1 protein-coding gene is annotated in these 842 nt (G+C 35.6%); it reads right to left on the reverse strand.

The window, feature by feature from the left end; all coding sequences use genetic code 11:
• Positions 1 to 9: 9 nt before the first annotated feature.
• Positions 10 to 771: an IS5 family transposase gene (locus DRF61_RS22440; RefSeq protein ID WP_111961072.1), complete on the reverse strand. Its 762-nt coding sequence runs from the start codon at positions 769 to 771 to the stop codon at positions 10 to 12.
• Between the last annotated feature and the right edge of the window lie 71 nt (positions 772 to 842).

Here is an 842-nt window from a genome sequence, read left to right on the forward strand (position 1 = left end):
AGAGCCTGTTTAAATTTTATTCAATAATAATTTTATAGCAGATAATTTGACCATGTTTTCAGAGGATTCCATTAGGAGTTCGTAATTTCTACATAGTCTTCTGTCATTATCAAACCAGGAAAAGGTACGTTCAACGATCCATCTCTTATGAATGGGCTTAAAGTTTGTTTTTCTATGCTCGGAACGCATGACGATTTGAATAAGGTAGCCGAATTTTTTCTTTACGGCTTCTATTACTTCCCCCCTGTAACCTCCATCAGCAAGAATAACCTTTACAGGACTTAGAAAATAAGAGAGAGTTCTCATTAATAAATCTACCGCTTTACTATCATGGATACTTGCCACTGTAACCATTACAGCTAAAAGAAATCCATTTTTATCTACCACTACATGGCGTTTGATACCTTTTACCTTCTTATTGCCATCAAAACTTTTGAGTGAGCGATTATTTCCCCAACGTACGCTCTGACTGTCCATAATTCCTAAACTTGGATCACTGTTCTGCCCTCTGCTAAATCGTACTTTTTCGCGTAATTTAGAGAGAAGTAAATCAAGATCTTCTGAACCTGACCATTTGCTGTAGTAATAATAAACCAATTGCCATTTGGGAAAGTCTCTAGGAAGCATACGCCATTGACAGCCTGTTTTCATCAAGTACATTAAAGCATTCCAAATCAGGATAAGGGGATATTTTCTCTTTCGCTCTTTCAGGTTCATTGCTTTCTTTATATATTGCCATTGGTTTTCAGTCAGATCAGTTGGGTATTGCATTTTTTTTTTTCAAATATCCAACTTCTGAAAACCGCCTAACAAAAATTTTTATACTTTTTTAAACAGGCTCT

This window comes from Chryseobacterium lathyri, from assembly GCF_003290185.1.
In the GTDB taxonomy this organism is placed as follows: Bacteria; Bacteroidota; Bacteroidia; order Flavobacteriales; family Weeksellaceae; genus Chryseobacterium; species Chryseobacterium lathyri.

Coding starts and splice junctions, on each gene's coding strand:
- DRF61_RS22440 (WP_111961072.1), bottom strand. CDS start 771: ATGCAATACCCAACTGATCTGACTGAAAACCAATGGCAATATATAAAG.